Below are 19605 nucleotides of genomic sequence, written 5' to 3' on the forward strand. Positions count from 1 at the left end.
AATTGGGTTAAAGGATTTAGCTGATCCATTACTCTTGTTATTTAGATTTTTATTCCACTGTCATAAAAATGAATTTTAATGATTGTTATTTAATTGCGTTTTTTTCTGAAACGGCGCCAATACGGCTTATTTAGGCCTGCTTTGTGCAGGCAGTAAGCTTGTTGGCGAATATAACAATGATATAGTGAATCTCTTATTTGTGCACCAATAGGCTTTGAATCAGTTGTTTTTCTTTTCCTCATGCTGTTTTATTATAGCTTAGAATCAGCTGATTTAGTTTTAGACCTGGATGAATCCCGTATCAGGAACTGCCGGGGGAAACTACTTTGAAGTGGTCATCATGGTCAATTATATAGTATTATTTTTTTTAGGTTTGATATTGTTTTTTTGGAGCTGGTCCCACTGTATCTTACACCGGAGCGTTAGCGAACTGCCTGGGCAATCTTTTGTTGCCGGAATCTAATTCATAGTGATCATCTTTGTGAGTTGTATATAGTGCTGTTTTTTAGGAGCTTTTTCCCGCTATACGTTGCAATCTTTTGTGCCTAACCCCGGCACAAAAGGATTTTCACTGCACACGAGCGAAGCGAATTGGCGAAGCAATCGGGGCTAGTAATATATGGAAAAAAAGGCGTCAATTGTCTTGAATTGGCGACTTTTGGTGAATTCGACGGGACAAATTTCTATACATTTTTATTGAAGATTTTAAGAGAGTGGCCTACTACATGTAGTATTAAAAACAGCTTTACTATACTTTTATTGAGAATTTTAAAAAACTCTTAAACGATGAAATAAATTATGCTCTTCTGATTTCTATTTCTCTTTGGAAGATAATTTTTATAACCGTAATCATTTAGGTCTCTGATACATCTATGGTAGGTAACAGGGCCGCTTATTTTAGCTATCTTCATAATTTCATGCCTGTATGCTTTAATAGGATTCGTATAACCTGCGGCAGTTCTGAATTGTAATAATGCCGCAAAAACTCCAATATGGGTAATCTTGGCGGGCTGTCCTTTATCAGATGTAAAGCGGACAGGGGCGGTTTTTTTTACAGTATAAGGATCTGTGTTTATAGAACAGCGGTCAGGTGATCAGGGGGTATATTATTTTAGGTTTGATATTATTTTTCAGGAGCTTTTTCCCGCTATGCGTTGCAATCTTTTGCGCCGAACCCCGGCACAAAAGGATTTCCACTTCTATCGGGGCTAAGGACTCTGAGGAGCCCTGTTTTGTCTGGGACAACTATCTGTCAGTCCTCTCTTATTTTGTCACGGTGGTTTTTACCCCACTCAATCATTTCGGAGATCATATTGTGCAGTGTATCGCAGTACACAGAAGCTGTGTACAAATACAATGAAGTATGCCAGCCGTTAATCCGTTTCTGCGTTACAGACGGCACTTTTGTCGATATTTGAAAATTACGCAGTGTAAACCTGAATATCTTGGCAATAAATAAGTAATGCCAACAAGTGCATATGCTGGTATATATATTCATATTCTGGATCAGGATGATGAATATCATAGCAATACCTTTGAAACTGTTGCAGATCATATAACTGCATTTATTAATTCGAAAAATCTTTATGATACTGTTTTCATAAAGGAATAGATGTTTGCCAATACTTTTGGATTTGAAAAAGTAATATAAAGGAAACAGTATTTTTTTCTAATTGTTCTTATTCTTTGCTTTTATAAGTATTTTTTTTAATTTGGCGCTATTCTCAGTTTCTCCCTTAAAATCTGAAATGCAGATTAGTATCTCTACCACTGCTGTAAACATTTTTCCTTCCTTTATTTTGAGACGATGAATTATATTTACTGCCCATACAGCAGCTTTTTCGGCAGTTTCAATTTCACGATCCATTAAATGGCAGTAAGCCAGATCGCAGAGATAAATAACTAGAGTAAGGTCATTCCTGCTTTCGTCGGGTAGTTCCTGATGGGCATTTACAGCCATTGAAAATTTTTTCCTTGCCTCTGAAAAATCTCCATAATTCTTGTAAGCAGTTCCCAATAGGTGACACTGGATGGGAAAGGTTACATCATACCATAGATCATATATTTTTCTTAAATCCATCAGCTCCTGAAATGAATCTTTGAAACCTTTTAGATCATCAAGATGAAGATAGAGATAAGCTTTGTTGCATATCATATTGAGAAGATGTGATGCATGCGCACTTCCTTTAGCAGATTTAAAAATAGTTATGGATTTATTGAAGTACTCAGAAGCTTCATCTTTCCTTCCAATACCAGCAAGTGTTAATGCATAGTTATGAAAAATAGTTCCAAGATTGAAATCTTCGGGGTTTAGTTTTGCAGAGGCTCTGACGGCAAGATCTTCCCATTTATTAATTAGATTTTCAGGATTCTGCAGCCAGTTTTGAACATTCAGAACTTCATTTTCTAAAATCAGCATTGGCTGGTAAATTGGCTCTCTAAAATCTTCCTTTATTTTTCTTAGCACTGATTGGCCGTACTGAGCAAAACGAACTGCTTGAGCTGGGTCGCCTTGGGCGCCCTCCTGAATTCGTGCTCTAAGGAAAGGGATGTGGAACATCTGGGAAAGAAAAGCCCCCTTGTCTTTACGCAGCTGGTATAGAACGGACTCCTGAAATACCATGTCCATTTTTATATTATTTCCTGTTCTTGTAATCAGCCCTTTTTTATGAAGTAAATTTATTGCCTTTGTAAATTCAATTTTGTTGTTTTTTTCATAGTCTTTACCGTAGAGAAGCACAATATCCTGCATAGTGATCCCTCCAGCAGGAAGCAATGCGAAGAACTCCATATAATAACGTTCATCCTGGTTCAGTGAACTTATCGAAAAAGTTTTTTCAAGAATAGAAAGTAGATTGACGTTTAAATCTCCAACTTCAATGTCTACTTCTATCTCCTTATCGTCTAGTTTTTGCTCCTGAAGATATTCCAAAAATGTTTTTAAGGTGAGGTCAAAGCTAAGGTGTATAGTTTTAGCCGCCAGTATAATGACTAAGGTATTATATTCTATAAATTCGAAAAAAGCCCTAAATGTATCTTCGTCAGAATTTCTTGTAGGCTCAAAAGTACGGTAAAGCAGGCAGGCATTATCAAACGATAAATGATGCGTCTGCTGTAATTTTCCTATGTCCGTGCGTAGACGTGAAGTAATTATAATATGCCAGTTATAAAGGCTTTTTAAATTACTTATATTCTCCTTATCCTCACAGACTAAATCATTTATGATCAATAATCCATTTCCCTGTATATTATTGAGTTTCTGAATAATCTCGTTCAGTTCGCTTCGAGTTGTGCCCAAAGTGCTTATGGACAGATTGCGCATTAGGTTGTCATTAAGAATGAAGCCGTCGAATATTCCAGTCTCTGCATCTAACCAGATTAAATGGTCATATTCATTACGAAAAACCGATATATATAAACTGGCAAGCGTGGTTTTTCCTATTCCTCCAACACCAGAAAGGTTTATGAGTTTGTTTTTTTTCAAGTTCTCTTTAAGAATGTCAAGCTCATCTTCTCTTCCAATTATATCTGAAGGGATAACATATGGAATTAAAGTTAGGTCTTTGGGAAATGTTACAGGCTGCTTTTTCTCATATTCCTCTATTAATGAATTTAACTGCGAGGAATGTTTTGTTAGCAGGTTATTATGCAATACTGTAGTTTCTTCAATCTTTTCGACTTTTTTTTTCAGACTAAAAAATCGTACATCAAGAAGTTTTAGAAGAGAATTATTGACCATGCTCTTAATTTGATCTTCCTTTTTAGCAATAATTGAGACCATTAAAGAATTATCTACTTTCCTGCTTTCGCTGTCTTCCAGTTGTGAGCAGCGGCAGATTTCAGAAAGCAGGGCTTCTAACATAATCACGGGTGGATGACCTTCAAATTTTTCATGTTTCAAATCTTCTAAAACGCTATTATGAAGTGTAATAATACTTTCAGCAGGTGTTTCTTCTGCAAAAAACCATTGTATGCTCTTCATAAAATTATCCATCAAATCATCATTTTCCAGCGTTGATAGAAGTGTTGTAAAACTTAATTTTATTTCCAGTTTTTCTTTTTCGTCTTTTGTTTTGTCTTCGAGTTTTTTCTTGCGTAAAGCTTTGAGTTCTTTTTTTAAAATCTCCTTTATTTTTTTTCGGCACTGTATGAGCAGCGGACTTTTAATCAAAGGTTGAGCTTTTATCCATGCCGCTAGTAGAGTTTCGTTTTTAGTCAGCGAAGTATTGGTAAAAAAATGGAACTCCAGCTCTGGGTTGCTTTCTTTTTCCTCGAGATACTGTACAAAAAATGTAAAAAGCTCTTTTTTGAGAATAGGGCTTTGAAGACTGAATGGCGCTTTATAACTTTTGACCTGAGTATAAACTAGTTTTTCGCCTACCTCTTTAATGTCGTTTCCAACTTCAGTTGAAACCACCGTGTCATTACCGTTGATATAATGATTTACCCATTTATGAAGTACAGTCAAGTACTGATAGTAAAAACCTCTGCTCACATAATAAGCATCATGGTTGGTTTTAATGAGGTTAATGAGCTTTTGTTCCATAAAAATAGAATGCCTGTAAGAAGTTTGTGAATTTTTAGTTTTTGGGATGATTTATTTAAAACTTCTTTTAATTTGCGAAGTACTGAAAATAGATATTTAGAATATTCTTGTTTGACGAGGTGTTTATTTTTTTTCTTATTTCCAATTTAAGCGCATCCGAGCTTGCCAGTCTCTCCAGCACAATATTGGATCGATTTTCTATGAGCCAGCTCAAATCAAAAGGATTTCCCTGCCTGTAATTTTCAATCTCTAGGAGAAATTTATAATAAGGGTGCACCTTTTTTATCGCGGATAATGTTTTTTTATCAACTGCCTTTTCCCCAACGGCATAAATAATCTCTACAAGGTTGCCTAATCTTGAAGCAATGTAACTGCTTAGTCCTGTTACGGTGCTTGTCTGTTCCAGAAACACTGGGTTTTTACGATTTATTATTGCATTAATTTTATCGCTGCATACCTTAGTAAATTCTAAATAATTATTCAGGCATGCACAGATTATTGCTTCATGATAAAGTTCAAAATTGAATTCAGTAGTAAGGGAACTATTTATTCTCAGCTTTAATTTTTCTAGTTCAGAGGGTCTCAAAATCTTAGAAAATGCCCTTAATGTCTGAAAATGCGGGGCATCAATAATTATTTCAGTAATTTGGTCAATAATTTCCTGGTTATTTTTTTCAATAAAGCATTTTTTATCCCTTAACGCAAAAAGACAGTTTGTTAGCAGGTATCCTTTATGATCATTTTTGGCTAAAATTATCCCAATAAGCTCCAGTAGATCAGCAGAGCTGAAGAAAGATGCCTTTTGAAATATGGGATGCGCCAAAAAGGAATATTCGTCAAGTGATAAATCTAGTTCTTTAACAAATTTTATAATTTTACCAGCAAGATGTTCATGAAAATCGGTTTCTACATGAGATAAAACAATGCATATATTGTTAAAAATTCTAACCGTTTTTCTTCTGAGATCATAGTTTTTAATTTTCCCTTCTACAGCGCTGATTTCATTTTTAAGATAAGCTATATTTTTATCAGAAAAAAAGTTCAAAAGCGCACTAGGAAAATAATTGTTATTTTCACTAATATATGGGACATCATAAACATTGTTTCTTTGAAAATAGGTTATGAGTTTCTGAGGGTCACAATATAGAAGTATTAGTTCTATGATAAAATCGTCAAAACTGTTGAGGTGTCTCCTATAGCTGCATCTCATTGAATAGGAAATTATACAGCTTTCAATATGCTTCTCGAAAAGCTGATCAAATTCTTCAGTAAGTAAAAATCTGTTGCCTCTGTAAAAATTAAGACATTCAATAATCTTAATCCTTTGACTATTGATAAGATCAAATGTAGAGTTATTAACCTGCCTTTGCTGATAATCTTTTATTTTGAGATAATTATTGTCAATCTGATTTAAATAGCTGTTGAGCATTGTATGTTCAGATACAAATTTCAAGATCTCTTTTTTTTCAGCCGGAATATCCAGCTTTAACAATTCGAAATAAAGGTTAGCAGAATTTTGTTCTGGAATATATTGGCTGACTATGTTTAGGTTATATCTGCAGATAAAAGAAAGTACAAATTCTTTATTAGAAACAGCATCTTCGTGTGCTTGGTTAAAAAGAATTCTTGCCTGGCCGTATTTTCCCATACTGAAGAGTGAAAAAGCATTTTGAATCAGATCCCAGCCGTTCTCTGAATCTTTTTTAAATGCAGAGCTGGCAGATTCGCAGAAATTAAGGGATCTGTAATGACAAATAGAGCATCCGCACGGCTTTGTTTGTTTGAGCTTAATGTCTATTTTATTGGTACCTGCCTCTAATACAGTTATATTGCCTTCATTTAATGTCTTTACGATATGATTAATTTTTTCTATAACATTCGATACTCCGTTGAAATAGCTTATATTCTTAATCCCAACAGTTTTTGCTATTTTGATATTTGAAAAGAAATCGATTATCTGCTGGTTATTGGTTCGAAGAGCAAAATTGTGATAATAAGTATGTGTATTAATTTTGTCGTAAAATGAAACTTTTTCACCCAGTCTCCATCCATGTACCCTGCGAAAGTCATTATAAGTATTTAGTACAATATAAAGTTTATCAACAATATGCTTACCTTTTAGTGATTTAAAAAGGTCATTATTGGAATACTGCTGTTCATTTATTGGATTTACCCATTTTTCAGTTATGCGTCGGATAAATTCCTCATTACGAAATTCTTCTGTACGGCTGATTTCATTCCTTATTACCTGATTAATCTTATGGCTTGGAATATTTTTATATTTTAGAAATTTTCTTTTGCTTGAAAGCCTGAAGATATAGTAATCCTTATCAGAATCAGTACGCAATGTAAAATTTTGCTGTATCTCTCTGGCAGTAAAGAAATATACATGTTCATTCCTGTTGATATCGTCAGTATGAATTAGCGCGAAAAAATCGGTTTTAACACCTTCTGTGTCTTCAACGTAATGTCTGGCAATTTTAACCTCATTGCTGTTTTCGAAATATTTAGCCTGAACAATGCCTTTACATGTGATTCTTTTTTTTGACTCCTGAATCTCAATCAAACTAGAAGGCATCTCTTCTACGGTAAAGTCCCTGCCCTCAATATCAACAGATATTGTAGATACTAAAAAATCTTTTGCAAGAATAGCAGCGGTTCTCTGTTCTCCTAGATGACCATTAAATCCCTGTTTGTTTAATATATTATGCATTGGATATGTCTTTGATTTTGTAAAAAAAATCTTTGATTGCTAAGATATTAAATTATAATATAGTTTTAAATTTAAAGGAATGCGTTTCTGAAATTTATACAGATCAATGTTTATATATCTTCTAAAATCATTAAGATAGAAAGACTTTTTATAGATTATTAATGCTTCCTTCCATTTTCTGGCGTGGTAGGTTAATCTCATGTTCCTGAGGATAAGGAGCACGGTGGGTGAGACTGATATCTTCACGAAGTTGTTCATGAACATTATATTTTCTGTAATTGCTATTAGAATATCGAGGATCTTCAATAAAAGGCATCTTTTCCATTTTTATGGTAGTAATAGTCGGGAAGTGGCCATTTGGTTATGACGACCTCGATTAGACCAATCCTTATAACTATCCGTTTTTAGGCATAATTTGATTAAATAAATAGAATATTTATAACTGCGCAAAAACACTGCGTACTAAAGAAGTATTTTTGATCAATATTTAAATACAAACAAATTACAGCAACATAATTTCTTCTATAATGAAAACAAAACATTCTCTTGACGATTTAAAGCGATTCCATAATGAAGCCATAAATTTTTTTGCAGCAGAACTTATGCTTTTGAAGGAAATAGTAACTAAAATTGAAGATGATCGACTAGGTAAATGTTCAGTTTTATTAATAAGCTGCGGACAAACAGGAGCGGCTCTTCTTCAGTTGGCAAATCAAATTGACTCCTTTGCAAGTGAATCTGTAATGCTTTCTCGTGCATTTATGGAAAAACAACAAATTTTTGTTATGCAGGTATTTGTGATGAAGAAGAGTTTCGGGCATTTGTTTTGCATCCTATTTATAAAAAGTATCACAGCCTTGGTGCTACTAAAATGGAAGATGATTTAGATCTCATCACTGAAAATGTTATTAGCAGAAAACAAATACAGCAAAAGTTTAAAGAAAACGCTATTGTACAAGAAGCATTAAATATATTTTCTGAAAAAAATTCCCGGTTAAATTGGACTAAAAAAACACTAAATCAAAGAATTGATGTTATACAAGAATGGGGGAAATTGATGGATGTATTTTTTACGATCAATAAACTTGAATATTATTCTGATGCTTCTGAAGTTCTGCATGGTTCGTTGTATGGTTGCACTTACAACTTAGGTATTTTTGATGATGGTTTTGATAGAAAGATAGAAGGAGAAATGGAAAAAAAATTATATAAAGATAGTACTTGTATGTTGTTGCATTTAGGAATGTTAATACATGAATCATTTACTCTTATATCATATTCAAATAATATTGAAAAAGAATGGAACTACTCGTATAATAATAGAGGACAAGCATTAAATTTATTATTTCATGTGTTAGAAAGAAAGATTAAATAGAAGACTTAAAAAAGTGATATAAGTTTTAAAGAAACATTGAAATAAATAATACAAATAGAAAAATGGTAAATAATATAGAAGCAACACGTGAAACTGCAAAATTAGGTCTTCAAACCTTTTTCATGGATGTTGAGAATAATTTTCACGATAGGATTTCAGATGAAGCAATCAATATTTTTGAAAAGAAAATTCTTGATGCTAACACTAGAGATCGTTCTGATGAGTATAAAAGAGGAGACTATTCTGGTCCAACTATGGAGATTTATTTTATGGAGCAGGAGTTGAAAGCAATTTCAGAAATGAAAATTCTTTATGCTTATAAGCATTTTGAAAATAAATTAAAATTTTTATTAAGTGCTGCTTACGGTGCCTCGAAATCTAAGATGTTTAAATGGGAATTTGTGTGTGAATTTTTGAGAGAGAAAAATATTGATATTAAAAATATAAATTGCTATTCAGAGATAAATGAATTACGAAATTTAAGTAATTGTATTAAACATTCTGATAATATTAAAAATGATTCAAGAATGATGTCAATAACAGAATTTAAAGAAAAGCCAATTGTTCTTTACGCAGACCTTTTAGCTTTTTATAAACGAATTGAAAATGCTCCCTCTTCTTTTATATCTTCTTTATCGGATTTCATATACAAAGACTTATATATGTTTGATGAAAAAAGAATTGATCAGGAAGCAGAAAAAAATGCTCTTAGAATGACTGAAGCCGAAGCTTCAATTCTAATTAAAAAACTTAAAGAGAAATATTAATATTATACTAAAGTAAATTTTATAATTTATTTTAAACTTATACTTATACTATGTTTGATACAATCGATGGATATTACGAATTTTTGGAGACTCAAACCCAATTGATTAAAAATAACTTTATTGTTAGTTATATTTCAAAAATGCAAGATCACACAGTTGATCAAGATCTAAAAACTAAGATGGATTATGAAATTTATTTTGAAAATTTCATTTTGAATCAAAATAATATATCTTTAACAGATAACGCATTTAATTATCTAAATAAACGGGCGCAAAGTGTTCAAAATACTAGGTTAAAGGCAAAGTATAATCATATGCTTTGGAGCCATAATAAGAATTTGACTTTTGCAAAATTTGCAATTGATAACTACCTTCTAACACTTCAGAATAGCAGCTTTAAAGTAGATGATAATTTAAACAATCAAGCTTTTGCAGCTCATTATAAAATTTTGTTACTCTTATCTCAAGATGTAAAGTACAGAAAAGATGAAGTTTTAAAATACTTAATTTCAATTTTCGGCATCGCTAAGATAAATGGTTACCAGGAGAGTGCCTTAATGAAATTAGTGGCGAAAGATGGTAAAAGTATTTCAAGAGAAATTTTGGAAACTCTTTACAATTATGCAAATACAATTATCGATAATGATATTTATCCTGATTTTGTAAAAGAGTATTTGGAATTGCAAATAGTTTTGGCGCAAAAAATTGGTCAGCAGATTCAAGATTATCAAAATAAGTTAGGAGATTACTATATTAATAAGGGTAAAATTAGCGATGGCTTCATAGTTCACGGATATTATCTAAAGGCACTTGAACAATATAAAAAATCTGGGAATACAATCAAATTTGAAGAAGTCTCTGTCTTACTACAACGAGCTAAATCAAATTTAAATTTTACAAAAACTGAAATTGAAGCAAAAGAAGTGAGTGAGCTTTATGAAAAAATGGAGATTGAAATCGATTATCTAATTTCACAACTAAATGCCAGTGAAATTTATAATCATTTAACTCTTTCGACAGATATTTTCCCAAACGCTGAACAATTGGATGAGGAAATTTTACCAGCAACTTTTGAATTGGTTCATGTCATGGTTTTTGACTCTAATGGTAATCTCAATAATAAGGCTAAGGGAGGCATTTGTCCTTATGCGATTTACATTCAAAATTTCTCGCTTACATTTTTACAGTGGATTTTCTATAAAGGAATTAAAAGCAAAAAATTATCGTTTGATTCTCTTTATGATCACTTACTAAAAAACACTTGGTATGGCGAGGACAACTCTTATATAAATAATGAAAGAAATTCCGAAACATTTAAATGGCTTGATTTATTAGCTCCATCTTTGCAGAATTTTTTTTCCCAAATGGAAAGTGATATTGAAATGGGCATTGTAAATAATATTGCCTACCAACTGTCTATTGATTCACTAGCTGTTAAATTTGAAGGCCTATTAAGGGCGTTTTCAGATAGACTAGAGGCGCAAACAATCGATTTAAAGGATTCTGAAACGCAGGAAAGAATTTCCTTCGAAAAATTTTTAGATAATCCTAAATTTCTTAATGCCATTCCTCAGGATGATGTGGCACTTTTTAAATATTTATTCACAAACAAAGGAATGAATTTCAGAAATAATGTTGCACACTGTTTTTATAAACCAAAAAATTACTCAGTAGGAATGATGTGGTTTCTTATCGTGGCAATTTTAAAACTAGGGAACTACGATTTTAAAGCTGTCCAAAATTAATGAACTTGTCTTAAGAAATAAGATAGTTTTCTGCATCAGTTGAGTAACAAATAATATTCGAAAAACGGGAGCTGGATGATGAGATATTTATCCATAATTTTTATTTGCATATGCAAGTAGTTTTTGACATATTTATAAGCATAAAAAACTAAACTATAAAAAGTATGGTAAAAGGCAAAAAGGTTAGTGCAATAAGAAAAGTTGCCACTTCAAAACAAACAGGAGGTGGAGGTTTTGTCTTTGAAGATAAGACATCCGCGTGGTTTATTTCGCATTTTTTGGCCGACAAATGTCCTTTTGGCCATGATATAGGGAAGATTAAGAAGATTGGATACCAAATAAGACCGGAAGGATGGTTATTCGACGATTTATTACTGATTACTCAAGATGCTAATGGAGTGATTCATCGTGTAGCTATCTCTAGTAAAAGTAATATCCAAATAAATACAAAAGGGCCGAATAATGAATTATTGAGGGATATTTGGAATCAATATTTGAATGTTGATTCGGCTGTTTTTAATAAAGATTCGGATTATCTTTGCATTGCAAATTCAAAGTTGCCACCAGCTATTTCAAAGGATTTAAACACTCTAATCAGATTTTCACAAAGCCAAGATGCTGCAACACTGCATCGGAGAATAAACCACGCAGACCAAGCATTTTCCCAATCGCTTAAAAAAATATACAAAGGATTTTATTGTCCAGAAGATCTTAAGAAAGACTTTTCAATCAATGATGAGGAAACTGTAAAGGTCATCAGTAGGCTTTTGTTGCTTGAATTTGATTTTGAGAATGCAGTATCTAATGATGAAAAACAGATCATTTCTATATGCACAGATTGCTTAACTGCTCCTGATGGTAACCGTGAGCAGCAATTATATAAAAATTTATGTTCTTTCCGTGCAGAGCTGGCGCCAACATCAGGATATTTAGACTATCAAATATTAATTGATAAACTTAAAAACCATTTTCAATTAAAAGGCTATACAAACCACATTGCTGATTGGAATAAAATAATTGCCAAAAGTAAATCCAGAATTGACTCGATCCAAGATAAGATCGGAAATAAAGTAATATTATCTAATTCTGTGGAATTGGACGAAGTTGAAAATTTATTGAAAGACAACCAAGCAGTCTTTATTTTAGGTAAATCCGGTTACGGTAAATCTGTTTTGGCAAAAAAATATATTCAGCAGAAACTTTCGATACATGACAAATATGTTTGGATAGATTCCCAGTCGCTGCAGCAGGGAGGCTTGAATAATTTTTATGGACTTCAAAATGATTTGTCAGATTTGTTAACTAAAGTGCAGCAAACCGGATATTTATTTATTGACGGTATAGACAGGTTTTTTAAAGAAACTGAATTGAATTTACTTTATCCTATACTTTCCATTGCGGGCAATCCATCATCGTGCTGGAAAATTATATTCACATGTCAGACTGATGATTTCAACGATGTGCTGGAAAGGCTTTACAGAATAAATATAACCATAAATTCCGTTACCTATAAGGTGGATAAAGATGCATTTACTAATGTATCGGCATTAATTACCCATTTTCCAAAATTAGCGGAACTCTTTAAGCACGTGCATTTACGGCCGATTCTGAACAACTTAAAATACCTTGATCTATTAGCCTATAATTTAACTCAAAATGCTACCATATCAGAATCTGATTTTATTGGCGAATCCACAATTATTGACTGGATATGGAAGGAAGAAATAGAATCGAAAGGTGCAGCAAGCTCAAGATTTGTTAAAGAATTTTCTGAAAAGCAGGCTGAAAATCTTTCTGTCGGAATAGCTTCTTCAGATTTTGCTATAGCAGATTCGGCACCCATTGATATTCTGAAAGAAAGTAAAATTTTTGTTGAGAATGAAGATAAGCTTTATTTGACGCACGATTTATTTGGGGATTGGGCAAGGTATAAACTTATAAGGGCAAATAATAATAATGTAAATGGCTATCTGAAGACAAAGGAACTTTTATCAGCCTTGTGGTGCAAGGCGATTCGATTATATGGTATTTACCTGCTGGATAAACAAAGTGATGCCTCAGAATGGATTAAGTTATTTAAAACATTGGGCAATGTTGATGCAAAAGAAAAGATAATTCAGGATTTACTTCTTGAATCGATTATTTTTTCTGCGTCAACATATACCCATCTATTGGCTCTTTGGAACTTTTTCCAAATTAGTAATGGTGAACTTCTAAAAAGATTTTTGGAACTTTTTTTAATAAAAGCTACAGTGCCAAATCAGAATGTATTAAAAATGGCAAAAGAGATGGGAGGTTATACCACAGCCCAAGCGTCTACCTACAACAGGACACCAAACCACTTTTATTGGGGCGAAGTTTTAAAATTTATATATTACTACAAATCTGAAGTTTTAATACTTGCGGGAAGGCAAGCTGCCGAAATTAGTAAAATCTGGCTTGATTATACACCCAAAAAGTTTCCATACAGACAGGAATGCTCTGAAATAGCTGTCGAAAATGCTAAAAGCATGTTTGACTTTAAATTCAATGGGGGTTATGTGAGAGGTGATGCTGATGAGCTGATGTATAAGGCAATGCTTTTGGCGGTTAATGAATTCCCTGAAGAGGTTATTGACCTATCATTAAAATTATGTAAACGCATTAAAGTTGACAGACAGGAAAAACAGCAGGACTCTGAAAGAAATGATGGACCGCCTTCTATTTTTAGTGGATTTAAAATAAGAGATAAGGTTCAATGGCCTGATGGCCCCTATGAAAGGCCAGATAGCGCTTTTGAAAAAATTTGTATTGAAGAAAATGCGCTGAACCCCATCATAGATTTATATCCTGTAGCGGCCAAACAGATCTTGCTTGCATTGTTTATCGAAGCTCCTGAAGAAATTTCTTTTGGCTATGACCATAGTTATGATTTGGATATCAACGTACCGCATGGATGGTTTCCTCCGTTTTACACTAGAGGCCCTTTTTTATATTTTTTAAGAAGCCAACCAAAATATGGGATAGATTTTATAGTGACCCTTGTTAATTTTGCAACACAGCAATGGACAAACAAATTTACCTATGAACATAAAGAAATTCCAAAAATCATTATAAATCTTAATTCTACAGACCGCGAATACATAGGGGACTCCAGAGTATATTTTTGGTTTAGAGATTCAACAGGTGTCCCGCACAGTATTGTTTCTGCATTAATGGCTTTGGAAAAATTTCTTGTTGATCTGATCGATGCACAAAAGCCAATCAGGAATTACATTGAGCTACTTTTGCAAAATGGTAATTCTCTGGCGTATCTGGGAATTTTAATTTCGATTGGAAAATATCATCCAGACTTATTTCTGGAAGAATTAAAACCTCTATTGAAAGATTATAGTTTTTATGAATTTGAAAAGTCACTTCACTACGGAGGACATGGTGTTGAAGGACATCAAATGACCGGAGCATTTTCTCTGGGAGAGAAGACGTGGAATTTGGCCAAGCAATGGCATGAAATGCCGCATCGAAAAGAATCTATTCTACAGGTTTCACATTCTTTGTTTTTACACAATAAAGATCTGCAAGATTACTATGTTCCAATAGTGGAATCATGGACAGCACTGCTGGAGCAAATTGAGTCAGAGGGATCAACCAATATCTATTTAAACAACCTGATAAAATATTATAATTATAGTAATTATGTTGAATTAGAGCATAAGGGAATCCATTATCTTCAATACAAAGAACCTGAAGAATTAACCATTAAATATAAGGAGGCAAGGGAAGGTATAGCTGAAAATAGCGACTTATTCACATTTCCTTTTCAGTGTTACCAGCAGCTTCAGCAACAAATAAAGCATCTGCCAGAACAATGTGATGAGGTATGGTTAAAAGTCCAGGGTTATTCAAAATTAGATGATGAAGATCCGCATTCTCAAATGCATGGCAAGCACCAAAACGTATTGGCAGGGTGCGCAATTTTAGCTTCAAATAAAAACTGGTTAATCACTCATCCGGAACAATTAAAATGGATTGTGACTTATATTAGCGATGTCATAAACACATTTGCTGCAGACAGGCATGATCGCATCCAGGCTGATTTAGACTTTTCATGGCAGGCATTTGCTGCAAGGATTTTAGCGTTGCTTTGGACAAATGAGCCGACTAGCAAAATTTTCAGAAGACTACTGGGGGTTTTAATACTTAAATCGTCCTATGCTACTTCAGAGCTTTTATTCTCTTTGATATCCAAACACTTAAAATGGAATGATGAGGAATTTATTCAAATTCAAAATTTTGCAATTTTATGGAGCTTTGCATTAGATAAAGACAATAGGAAAAATTATTCTATAGCTACAATGGCAAAAGAACTTAAAGGTTTTAACTTAAATAGATATGCGGAAGAGATTTTAAATGAATTTATTGCTAGCAAAACAAGCAGAACATTAATCGACTGGTCAAAACTAAGGCCCGCTTTGCCAAAAAGGAATAGGAAAAACCAAGGGTATAATACAGATAGCAGAACTGAAAATGAGCCCGGAATTGATCTTGAAATGATTAAGCATGTCTTTGGCTCCATTCCAAGGCTTAGCACAATAGATGATAACAAAGAGCGTATTTATGTGCTGTTTTTTTGGAAACAGATCGTAAATCAAATTATTTTCGAATTGGGAGAAGTCAGTTCGGATTCAAAACTACGCAGGGATTCTCCCACCAGTTTTCATTTTTGGGCTATAGACCGTATAACTGAATTTATGACGGAAATTAAAGTTGAAGACAAATTAAAGTCTGAAATTTATTGGAAGCCTATTTTTGATTTTGGATATTCTGCCTCTGGACATATCGATTATTTCTGCATGCGATTCTTTACTCTTAACCTTCCAAAAAAAGAAAAGCATAACACCTTTTTTGAAGAATGGCTTAAGATGATTGCGCATGCTAATTGCTGCGATACGTGGATTTTAAAAGGAAGACATGACAGAAAGGAAATATGGGAAGCCTTAATGGGGTTGACCGGTACTATTCTTATTTATTGGAAAAATGAAGATTATTTAGATTTCTTTGCTAGAATTGCTCCGGAAAATATTAAATGGGCGCAAAAGCATGTCGGTGATCAGGATGCTATTTCTAAAATAATACGCATTCTAAAAACAAATGCAGGTCTTACAGTTGTAAAAGACGGACTTGAAATAATAAACCGCTACCTGAGTTTAAGAAGCGAAGTTGATAAAATGGAACCTCCTAAAGGTTATGTACGAGTAGATTTTAAATACGAAGATTCATTAGCCACAACAGCAAGTTTTCTCTGGGAGGAACACAAAGAGATGATTAACAGGGATGCTGCTATCTTGAAGAATTTTAAAGAAATAGTAACCTTCCTTGTTGCAAGGCAGAATGCTATTGGACTTGAGCTGCAGGGCAACTTACTGATTTAAACAAATTACTTGTGGACGGCTGTGTAAAACCATTACATAAAATGTTCAGTATTTGAAAATTATTTTGCATCGCTTTATTTTTTATTATGTTTAATAGCATGAATATTTTTATATCATGCTGGGGGATAATTAGTGGTTATCGAAAAAAATTTGTAACAAAAATTTTAATATAAGCTGCGCTGAAAGGGTATAAATACTTATTATAAATTTAATACTTAAGTTTACTTTTGGAGCAGTAAGTAAGCTAAATAAAATATAAAGGCCGATTTCTATTATGTTGGGTTTGCTATTTGTTGGATTATCAAAATATTATTTAGTCAAAAAATTATGTTTGAAATATTCTCAACCAGAGAAACTGCGATAATAATATGGACTTCCATATTTATTATTATTGCTCTTTTAGTCGTAAAATTTAAAGGTGTTTTTGATCTTTTAAGTAAGTTTTTTGATCGTAAGATACAAATTCCTTTATGGGGAATGTTTTGCTATATAGGAGCAATAACCTTTGCTTTCTATATAGCTGGTGTATGGAATATGGGTTTGCTTAAAGATACAATATTATGGTCTTTAACTTCAGCCACCATTTTGTTTTTTAATATGAATAAAGCAAAGGAACGTTCTCATTTCATACCAATAATAATTGATAACTTAAAAGCAATTATACCTCTGGAGTTTATCACTAATTTTTACACTTTCAGTTTTGGGATCGAAATGGTTATAATTCCAGTTATGACTTTTATAGGTGTAATGCAGATTGTAGCAGAAAATTCTTCAAGAACCAATCCTGACCATTTGAAGACGGCCAGCTGTTTAAAAGGTCTGTTTGCCGGACTTGGAATTCTTATTTTTATTTATGTATGTTATAAAACATTAATAGATTATAAAAGCTTGATCACCGCTGAAAATTTAAAAAGTTTATTTCTTCCGGTTGTCTATACATTTCTTTTACTGCCCTTTTTATATCTTTTGGCCCTTTATATGAATTATGAAGTTTTATTTATACGACTGCCTTATCTGATTGACAATAAAAAAGAACTGCTTAAAATGAAATTAAATATCCTTTTACTGGCAAATCTGAATTTAAAAAAACTGCATAAGATAAGTACAAACTTGAATTTTGCGACGTATACCGGCCAAGAAATTAGAAAAAGCCTAAAGGGAATATTAGAGGAGTCTAATTGAAAAGATCAGTAAAATGACTCTTTCAATTTCAATGTCTCGTGCTATTTATTAGGGCTATGTACGGCCTAAAACAGTCCGAAGAATACAACTAAGAGACAGCTTTTATATTTTTGCCATGTGCTTTTTTGATTATTTCTGATAAAGAGATTAAAGACAATTGTATCATATTAAATAACTGATATGTTAGAAAAAACACTTAAAATTGAAGGATATAAATTCCTTCTGAAGTATTTTGACAAAGAACTGCTGGATAAAGCTGAAAAAGGACGGATTTTGGCATTCTGTATCAACTACATGCCCAAGGGCTACGAAACAGAGTCCGAAACCAATCACCTGCTGCAGCGGCTGGAAAATGATTTTGCAAATGAAATTAACAAAATCATCAACTTAAATCCGCAGTGGTACGAACGTTTTGAGGTTAGCCGCAGATTTGACGGAGGCTGGATGGGCGGTTATAATGATGCCGGGCAGCGGGGGACAGTCAGCGTCCACAGGTACTTAATTATGCATCTAAAGGAAAATATGCTCTAAGGGGTAAAGAAAATAACCATCGAAAAATTATGTTCAAAAAAATCTGTATAAAAGATAAGCAAGCCGAGGGGTATAGGCTTGACGTGACTTTCCTTATTGATTCAATGCTTTTTTATGGCAAAGTAGTTTTGCTTGTCCACCGTCAGGAAATGATAATCCTTTTGAAATTTTTTGGTGAGGATCTGTTAAACGAACTGATAGCCATTGGAAGGATTGAAGTGAAATTCAGGGAAAACATTTTAGGGTCGATGATTTTTCCTGGTGGAAAATACAGCGTGGATACTTTTTCATCGCAGGACGAAAACATAGAAACGATCCTGTATCAAGCCCACAGGGAGCTCCATAACAACAGCGCAAAGAACCAGAAGTTCGCTTCGGAATTCAGCAGGAAAATTGCCTCTTATTCTTATCCCGGCACCGTCAGGGAGAATATTATTGCCGATTTTAACAATAAAGATTATCTGCAAAGGGCGCTTCCTGTTTATCTAAATTCGATAGTGCCCGAATTTGTGCTACCTGAAAAAGTCGAAATTGAAATTATTAAAGACGGACAGTTTGCGGGCTATGATGCTTATACCCTTAATTCAAACATAGACATGACCGAGCTCAATAGAGTCCATAAACAGCACAATCCGGATGCAGGTTATCAGATTGACTACAGCGGATTTCTGCTGTCGATCGCCGAATCTAAGGGGGATATCCATATAACCTCAGAGCTTGACAGCGAAATTGTGACCTCTGAGTTGTATTCGAAATTTATAGCAGTAGAACTGGAGAGCATCATCGCGCAAAGAACCAAATCAGAGAATGAACTGAATCTTTTCAGCACTTACGTGCTTCAGGACTGCACCTCGCTTGGCACTGCTTTTGTAAAGGGAATTTTAAGCGGTAGGGATCTTTTGCGGATCCTTGAGAAATCAGACCAATTCAGGGAATGGCTTGAGCATATCCCAGAGGACAATAACTTACTTGGGGAATATCACAATGCAGTAATGAAAAAAGAATTTTCTGCAAAGATGCCTACAAGAATTGTGCGTTTTGTGCTTTTTCAGGCAGCAAGTTTGGGACTTGGCCTGCTCGGAACAGGAGCGTTTGCAGTGGCGGCTGCGGCAGGAGGTACAGCTATTGGAGCAACTGACAATTTTTTGCTGGACAAAATATTGAACAGGGAGTGGAAACCCAGCCAGTTTATTGACAAAACCCTAAAGCCCAAGATAAAAGTTTAAACAGGAAGATTCCAATAGTCGGCTTATTAGATCGTTCATTACATTTAAGATATTATTTTTAATTTTACTGGTTTCTTTAAACTTGCTGGTAACGTCTTAGAGTTATATG

At 33.6% G+C, this 19605-nt stretch carries 11 protein-coding genes; 8 read left to right on the top strand and 3 right to left on the bottom strand.

Translation table 11 applies throughout. The features are described from left to right. Window positions 1-1669: 1669 nt before the first annotated feature. From OLM58_RS16450 to OLM58_RS16460, 3 genes are all read right to left on the bottom strand, one after another. Window positions 1670-4546, bottom strand: coding sequence for a tetratricopeptide repeat protein (locus OLM58_RS16450; RefSeq protein ID WP_264529735.1), 2877 nt, complete (start codon window positions 4544-4546; stop codon window positions 1670-1672). A 67-nt stretch (window positions 4547-4613) separates the two neighbouring features. Continuing rightward, window positions 4614-7259: a hypothetical protein gene (locus OLM58_RS16455; RefSeq protein ID WP_264529736.1), complete on the bottom strand. Its 2646-nt coding sequence runs from the start codon at window positions 7257-7259 to the stop codon at window positions 4614-4616. A 148-nt stretch (window positions 7260-7407) separates the two neighbouring features. Then, entirely contained in the window at window positions 7408-7584 is a 177-nt protein-coding gene (locus OLM58_RS16460) for a hypothetical protein (RefSeq protein ID WP_264529737.1), read from the bottom strand. A gap of 202 nt (window positions 7585-7786) precedes the next feature. On the opposite strand from OLM58_RS16460, the gene OLM58_RS16465 reads away from it, so the two are divergent. The 8 genes from OLM58_RS16465 (at window position 7787) to OLM58_RS16500 (ending at window position 19496) form a co-directional block, all read left to right on the top strand. Continuing rightward, window positions 7787-8146 carry a hypothetical protein gene (locus OLM58_RS16465; RefSeq protein WP_264529738.1) on the top strand — a complete coding sequence of 120 codons (360 nt, stop codon included), beginning with the start codon at window positions 7787-7789 and terminating at the stop codon, window positions 8144-8146. Then, a complete protein-coding gene (locus tag OLM58_RS16470) occupies window positions 8131-8634 on the top strand; it encodes a hypothetical protein (RefSeq protein WP_264529739.1) in 504 nt (167 codons plus the stop codon). The genes OLM58_RS16465 and OLM58_RS16470 overlap by 16 nt, the downstream gene beginning before the upstream one ends. Before the next feature lie 62 nt (window positions 8635-8696). Then, window positions 8697-9401: a hypothetical protein gene (locus OLM58_RS16475; protein ID WP_264529740.1), complete on the top strand. Its 705-nt coding sequence runs from the start codon at window positions 8697-8699 to the stop codon at window positions 9399-9401. Between the two features lie 50 nt (window positions 9402-9451). Next, on the top strand, window positions 9452-11146 hold the full coding sequence (locus OLM58_RS16480; RefSeq protein WP_264529741.1) for a DUF4209 domain-containing protein: 1695 nt from the start codon (window positions 9452-9454) through the stop codon (window positions 11144-11146). A gap of 164 nt (window positions 11147-11310) precedes the next feature. Continuing rightward, window positions 11311-16557, top strand: coding sequence for a hypothetical protein (locus OLM58_RS16485; RefSeq protein WP_264529742.1), 5247 nt, complete (start codon window positions 11311-11313; stop codon window positions 16555-16557). Window positions 16558-16884: 327 nt separating this feature from the next. Further along, a complete protein-coding gene (locus OLM58_RS16490) occupies window positions 16885-17739 on the top strand; it encodes a hypothetical protein (protein WP_264529743.1) in 855 nt (284 codons plus the stop codon). 180 nt (window positions 17740-17919) lie between these two features. Then, window positions 17920-18270 (top strand): hypothetical protein, encoded by a 351-nt coding sequence (locus OLM58_RS16495; protein WP_264529744.1) that lies wholly within the window; start codon window positions 17920-17922, stop codon window positions 18268-18270. 29 nt (window positions 18271-18299) lie between these two features. Continuing rightward, a complete protein-coding gene (locus OLM58_RS16500) occupies window positions 18300-19496 on the top strand; it encodes a hypothetical protein (RefSeq protein ID WP_264529745.1) in 1197 nt (398 codons plus the stop codon). The last annotated feature ends 109 nt before the right edge of the window (window positions 19497-19605 follow it).

The organism is Flavobacterium sp. N502540 (assembly GCF_025947365.1).
Lineage (GTDB): Bacteria > Bacteroidota > Bacteroidia > Flavobacteriales > Flavobacteriaceae > Flavobacterium.